The 6517-nt window shown below is 59.9% G+C and carries 6 protein-coding genes; 3 read left to right on the top strand and 3 right to left on the bottom strand.

Annotated features, from left to right (window positions below; genetic code table 11):
• Nucleotides 1–108: 108 nt before the first annotated feature.
• Nucleotides 109–1503 carry a GntP family permease gene (locus QKD99_RS11155; protein WP_347951459.1) on the top strand — a complete coding sequence of 465 codons (1395 nt, stop codon included), beginning with the start codon at nucleotides 109–111 and terminating at the stop codon, nucleotides 1501–1503.
• On the opposite strand, the gene QKD99_RS11150 is transcribed toward QKD99_RS11155, so the two are convergent.
• The 3 genes from QKD99_RS11150 to QKD99_RS11140 form a co-directional block, all read right to left on the bottom strand.
• Entirely contained in the window at nucleotides 1500–2009 is a 510-nt protein-coding gene (locus QKD99_RS11150; RefSeq protein WP_347951458.1) for a gluconokinase, read from the bottom strand. The genes QKD99_RS11155 and QKD99_RS11150 overlap by 4 nt on opposite strands.
• 201 nt (nucleotides 2010–2210) lie before the next feature.
• On the bottom strand, nucleotides 2211–3152 hold the full coding sequence (locus tag QKD99_RS11145) for a nucleoside hydrolase (protein ID WP_347951457.1): 942 nt from the start codon (nucleotides 3150–3152) through the stop codon (nucleotides 2211–2213).
• Between the two features lie 9 nt (nucleotides 3153–3161).
• Nucleotides 3162–4586, bottom strand: a complete 1425-nt coding sequence (locus tag QKD99_RS11140) for an MFS transporter (protein WP_347951456.1) — start codon at nucleotides 4584–4586, stop codon at nucleotides 3162–3164.
• Between the two features lie 127 nt (nucleotides 4587–4713).
• Between QKD99_RS11140 and QKD99_RS11135 the strand changes: the two genes are divergently transcribed.
• Together QKD99_RS11135 and QKD99_RS11130 are read left to right on the top strand one after the other, a co-directional pair.
• Nucleotides 4714–5316 (top strand): hypothetical protein, encoded by a 603-nt coding sequence (locus tag QKD99_RS11135; protein ID WP_347951455.1) that lies wholly within the window; start codon nucleotides 4714–4716, stop codon nucleotides 5314–5316.
• An 82-nt stretch (nucleotides 5317–5398) separates the two neighbouring features.
• Nucleotides 5399–6517, top strand: a 1119-nt coding sequence (locus tag QKD99_RS11130) for an alkaline phosphatase D family protein (protein WP_347951454.1), incomplete at its 3' end; no start/stop codon positions are given.

Genomic DNA, 6517 nt, shown 5'->3' with positions numbered 1-6517 from the left:
TCTACGTGTTGGGTAGGTCGCATTTAGCCGATTGCTTTAGGCGGCACACAGGACCACTGCTAACGTTTCCATTATTCAAAGGTTTGCATAAGAAAAGGAGCCCGCTTTATGGATACGTGGGAACCCACCCTGTCGACCGGCCCGCTGCTAGGCATTGCGGTGGCCGCCATTGCCGTGATTTTGGTGCTGGTCATCTATTTCAAGCTCCACGCTTTTCTCACCCTGCTGGTGGTCTCGGCGCTCACGGCGCTAGCCGCGGGCATTCCGCTCGAGGGCATTGTGCCCACCATGACCGAAAGCTTTAGCTCCACTCTGGGCTCGGTGGCGTTGCTGGTGGGCCTGGGCGCCATGATCGGCCGGTTGGTGGAAGCCTCCGGTGGCGCTAAATCGCTTGCCGACGCCATGGTCCGCCACTTCGGCGAATCCAAAGCACCCCTTGCGCTCGGCCTGGCATCACTGATCATGGGCTTTCCCATCTTCTTCGATGCCGGCCTGATTGTGATGCTGCCGGTTATCTTCGCCGTTGCTCGCCGTTTGGACGGCCCCGTCCTTGCCTTTGGTCTGCCGGCCGCCGGTGCGTTTTCTGTCATGCACGTGTACCTGCCGCCGCACCCAGGTCCTGTGGCGGCGAGCGAGTTCTACGGCGCTGACCTCGGCCTCGTCCTCCTCGTTGGTCTGCTGCTTGCGCTGCCTACCTGGTATATTTCCGGCTACCGCTTCGGCCTGCTTTCCGGCAAGAAATTCCCCCTCAAGGTTACTGATGCCATCGCCGGCCCGGTGCTTTCTGAGGAAGAACAGCCGCTTAAGCCGGCCTCTGCCCCAACGGTGATTTGCCTCCTGCTCATCCCGATGGTCCTCATCTTCTTCAATACCGGTCTTAATGCGCTGGCGTCCTATGGCACCATCGATGCCGACGCCGCGTGGGTACGGTTCTTTGTCATGCTCGGCCAGACCCCGATCGCACTGCTCATCACCGTGCTCATTGCACTCGTGGTCCTGGGCCTGCGCCGCGGCGTGGACAAGACCGCGCTGGAAAAACTCATTGATTCCTCGCTTGGCCCGATCTGTTCCGTCGTGCTCATCACCGGTGCCGGCGGCATGTTCGGTGGCGTTCTGCGTACCTCCGGCATTGGCGACGCCCTGGCCGATTCCCTCTCCGGTCTCGGCATCCCCGTTATCCTTGCCTGCTACCTCATTGCCGTGGCACTGCGCCTAGCCCAAGGTTCGGCCACCGTGGCACTAACCACGGCCGCTGCCCTCATGGTTCCCGCCGTGGAAGCCGGCGGCTTCAACGAGCTACAGCTCGCGCTCATCGTGGTTGCCACCGCCGCCGGTTCCGTCTTCGGTTCTCACGTCAACGACTCCGGTTTCTGGCTCGTCGGCCGCCTAATGGGCATGGACACGGTCACCACCCTGAAGACCTGGACGGTCAACCAAATGCTGATTTCCGTCATCGGCTTTGCCCTGGTCTTGATGCTCTACGGAGTAGCGGCAGTCTTTTAGGCGCCTGCCTTTATCCAGGCAGCTGCTTCTTGAGCAATCTCTTCGACTGGCCGCGTCACATCAAAGACGCGGCCAGTTTCGTCTTCTTCCAGCGGCTCCAAGGTATCGAACTGCGACTGCAGGAGCGACGCCGGCATAAAGTGCCCCGGCCGGTGCTGCATCCGCTCATGCAGCACATCAAAGTCGCCGTGCACGTGCACAAACACCACGGCTGGGCAGTACTCGCGAATCAAATCCCGGTACTTGCGCTTCAGCGCACTGCAGCCCACCATCGCACCTTCTGGCCTATCCGCCAGCCGCTGACCAATCTGCTCCAACCACGGCTCTCGGTCCGCATCATTGAGCGGTGTACCCGCAGCCATCTTGTCGATATTTACCTGCGGATGCATATCATCGCCATCGCGGTAATCCAGACCTACCAACGGCGACAGCGCCTCCCCCACCGTGGTCTTTCCCGAGCCGGATACTCCCATCACTACGATGTGGCGGAAACTGTGCTGGTTCATGGTGGCTCCTTGGGTTGATTGTGTTCCTTTCAAGTTTAGGCCGAGCCCTCGAACTCAGGTTAAGTAGCCGCATCTAGTGTCGAGGTCAACATTTCTCTCAAGATACAAAGCAGCCACGTTGTGGCCCCAAATTGGTGGTTCAGGAGCCATAACGTGGCTGAAAGTTGGGTTCCCGCGCGGCGGACACACAGCGAAGTTGGCCTAGGCGAGGTTCTTGAGGGCGTCCGTAACAAGGCGCCAGAAGCCGGCGTGGTCGAGGGTGGTGGCGACTTGGGTGTGGCAGGAGGCGTCGGCAGGCTCACGCAAATCAGTGACGGTCATGCCGGTGGTCAGTGCGCCAGCGAGCTCGACGTGGACGGGCGCCTTGCGGGTCTGGACGATGTCCGGATCGATGAGGTAGGCGATGGTGCACGGGTCGTGGACCGGTGGGTTATCAAAGCCCTGGTTGGCCTGGTAGGCCTTGCGGAAAAATCCGAAAAGGCCCACGACGAACTCGGAGACGGGAGTATTGAGCGCCTTGATTTCGGCTTCGGCCTCTGGGGTGGCAAGCGCCTGGTGGGTGAGATCGAGGCCCACCATGGTGACGGGCCAGGGCTCTTCGAAGACGATGTGGGCGGCCTCAGGATCGATCTTGATATTGAATTCGGCAACCGGGGACCAATTGCCCCCGTGGTAGCCGCCGCCCATGAGGACGACTTCCTTGACGCGCTCGACGATGCGCGGCTCCTTGCGCGCGGCCATCGCGATATTGGTAAGCGGGCCGGTGGGCACCAGGGTAATGGCGCCGGGCTCATGGGACATGATGGTGTCGATGATGAAGTCGATAGCGTGGGCGTCGGCAAGCGCGGTGCTTGGCTCCGGAAGCTGGACGCCCTCGACGTCCATGCCGGTGGAGCCGTGGATGGCCTCGGCGACCTCGACCGGGCGCACCAGTGGGCGATCGCAGCCGGCATAAACCGGAACCTCCGGGTGGCCGGCGATTTCCTTGACCACCAGGGCATTGTGGGAGACCTTATCCAAGGTCTGATTGCCGCCAACGGTGGTAATGCCCAACAGGTCAATGGTGGGATTGCCCAGAGCTAGAAGCAGGGCCACCGCGTCATCGTGGCCGGGGTCGCAGTCCAGAATGATTTTTCGCGTCATGCCACGAGCCTACTTTCGGGCGTTGACGGCCGCCACGGTGTCATCAATGGACTCGGGGCGAGGAATGAGGAAGGACAGGGCAAGGGCCGCAAGCAGAATAATGACGCCGGCGATCATGCCCGCGCGGTAGCCGTGCTCGAAGGAACCGGAAACTGCAAAGAGCACGGCGAAAGACAGGCCCGCGCCGAGATTGAAGGCGCCGGCATTCATGCCGGGCAGGTAGCCCTGGTTATCGGCCGGCGAAAGCACAATGCCCAGGCCATTGAGCATGATATTGGCAACGCCGGCGTAGGTTACGCCCAAGAAAATGGAAACGAAGAGCAAGGTCCATGCGTTCGGAACGCCCACCACGAAGATGGAAATAATCAGGCCAACGACGGTGCCGATGAGTCCGGTTTGCAGGACGTATTTATAGCCCAGCTTGGAGGCCATCCAACCGGCAATCGGGCCGAAAACTAGGCCAGCGAGGGCGTACGGGGTAAGGGTGACCCAGGAAATGGTGCTGGCGGAAATGCCGGCACCGGCATCCGTGTCCTGGCCGAGGTTCGGAATAAGGCCGTTCATCACGGCAAAGACGCCGGTCATGGTAAGCAACGTGGTAGAAAGCAGCGCCCACGTGCGGCGCTGCTTGAGGTAAGCCACCGGCACGAGCGGGTCAGCGACCTTCTTCTCCACATTCCAGAAGGCCCAGAAGCCGGCGGCACCGATGAGGAGAAGGATGATGACGAGGAACCAATTGGCCTCGGCAAGTTTGCCGGCCTCGTTGAATGCGGTGAGAACGCAACCCAGCGCCACGGCCAGGGGCAACACACCCGCCCAGTCCATGCGCGGGGTTTCGGTGGCCGTGGATTCCTTGGTAAATACCTGCACTGCTACTACCGCGATGGCGCACAGTACTGCCATGGTCCAAAAGACCGAGCGGTAGCCGAAGTTGCCCGCCAGCCAGCCACCGGCCAGGGCGTCCACGCCCGCAATACCACCGTTTACCGAGGTCACAATACCCAACAGCAGCGCATACTGCTTCTCATTGAGCACCTGCTGGCGCAGCATGATGAGGCAGAGCGGGACGGTCGGTCCGGCCACGCCCTGGATGATGCGGCCGATAAGCAGCACGGCGACATTTGGCGCGACGGCGGAAGCCACGCAGCCCAGCGCGGCAACCGCCATCATGCCGACAAGAACCTTCCTGCGGCCTATAAGGTCGCCCCAGCGCGGTAGGAAGAGCGAGAACAATGCCGCGGCCGTAAAGAAGGCCGTCTGCGTTAGGCCAATCTGTGCGGTGGTGGCACTCAGCTCATCTTCCATCGTCGCCAAGGCAGGCGAGAGCATCGACGCATTGAGCTGGAAAGCGAACACTGCCGTCAGCAGTGCGAACATCAACGGAACATAGGAGCTGGGCTGGAGCTTTGGGGGCTCGGAGGTGGCGGAAGTCATGGCTATAAATGTAGTTGATGAATCCGGCGCTCCATAGTGGGGAGCCTGACCCATTCCCCTGGCGCCGCATAGAAAAGCTCCACTTACCGCCACCGGATATTTTCTCATTGTCTACTATCCAAAGATTATGAAGACTCTCTCCTACATCGTCGCTGCCACTGCGGTGATGCTTTCTCTGGCCTCTTGTTCCTCTCCGGATCCGCAGCCAGAGGAAGCGACCACAACCGACTCCTCAATCACTTCTGAAAGTTCAACTTCAACCTCCAGTGCCTCTGGTACCAGCTCGGAAGCTCCGTCGTCAGAGCCCAAACCGACGGCCGAAACTGAACCTTCGCTTGCCGACGCTCCCCCAACAAACACCACAGATTCCGCAGCGGAGCCTACTCTGACCGAGTGCGTCTACGGCGGCGGAAGCTGGACCACCAACGGCTGGTACAGCGATGGAACTATTCGCTGGGCGCAAGAATGCCAAAACCTTCACGACGAGCAGATGGCAAAGTACCCCTATCGGTGCCCGCAAACGGATCATTACGTCTCCGATCCATCTCAGTGTTCCTCACCTATGGGCAGCGGGACCGGTGATTCTGATTATGATCCCAGCATCCCTGCGTACATGACACGATCTGCTGAGGTCGAGCAGATGCGGGCTGAAAACCAGAAGTGGTGGTTTGACTGTCAGGCAGAGCATTCGGCTGAATACTGTCGCGAGAATGATCCTTGGAAACCGTAGATTTCATGCTGATTTAACCAGCGATTCACTGCGACTACTTAGGCTGGAAAAGTTCCTTATAGACCTTTTAACGGAGCTTTGTATGTCTGATTCAAATAGTCGTCTTTCTTTTAATCGTCGTAATTTCCTACAGATTGCTGGTGTTTCGGCCGCAGCAGTGGCCGCGGGAATTAATGCGCCGGCCAAGGCGGGTGCGCAGTCGAGTCTGAGTTCATGGGGATCCTCGCAAGGCGGTGAACTGCCGCAGGATTCGGAGCTTTTTGGCCTAGGCGTAGCAGCGGGCACGCCGCGGCACGATTCGATGATCTTGTGGACGCGCCTGGCCCCTGAACCGCTGGCCGAGGATGGCCATGGCGGCATGACCGGCGGCGATGTTCGCGTGGGGTGGGAAGTTGCGAAGGATGAGGGGTTTGGGGACGTCGTCAAGCAAGGCGAAGCCCTAGCTCAACGAGAGCTGGCGCACTCGGTGCACCCGCAGGTGACTGGGCTGGAGCCCGCCACTGAGTATTTTTATCGCTTCCGCGTGGATGGCAAGGTGAGCCCAGTAGGTCGGTTTAAGACTCTGCCCGCGCCAGGAGCGAAGGTGGATGATTTCACCTTCACCGTAGCTTCCTGCCAGGCGTGGTACCACGGCTATTTCACCCCGTGGAAGCACATTGCGCAGGAACCGGACCTGGATATGACGATTTTCGTGGGCGACTACATTTACGAATACGGCATTGTGGAAGGCGATAATCTCTGGCGCCAAGGCGCAAGCGTGCCCGACGTTTTCAAGGCCAAGGTGGAGACGCTGGAGCAGTATCGCCTGCGCTACTCGCTCTTTAAGTCCGATGAGCACCTGCAGGCCGCTCACGCACGCGCCGCGATGGCGATTGTTTGGGATGACCACGAAGTAGAAAATAACTACGCCGGTAATTGGTCCGAGATTGGCACCAAGGCCGAGCACTTCCTCTACCAGCGCGCAGCGGCCTACCGCGCCTTCTATGAGAATCTTCCGGTGGCTCCGCCCGCGCTTCCCGATGGCCCCAATAACCGCATCTACGATTCTTTCGACGTGGGCATGCTAATGCGTTTCAACCTGGTCGATACCCGCCAATACCGCGAAGAATCTGCAGAAGATGCCAGCATCTTGGGCGCGGAGCAGGAGCAGTGGCTCAACGATAAGCTCGCCACTTCCCCAGCACAGTGGAACGTGGTGGTC

The organism is Corynebacterium sp. c3Ub_189 (assembly GCF_039907195.1).
GTDB lineage: Bacteria > Actinomycetota > Actinomycetes > Mycobacteriales > Mycobacteriaceae > Corynebacterium.
This window is presented reverse-complemented; position numbering and strand designations above follow the sequence as displayed.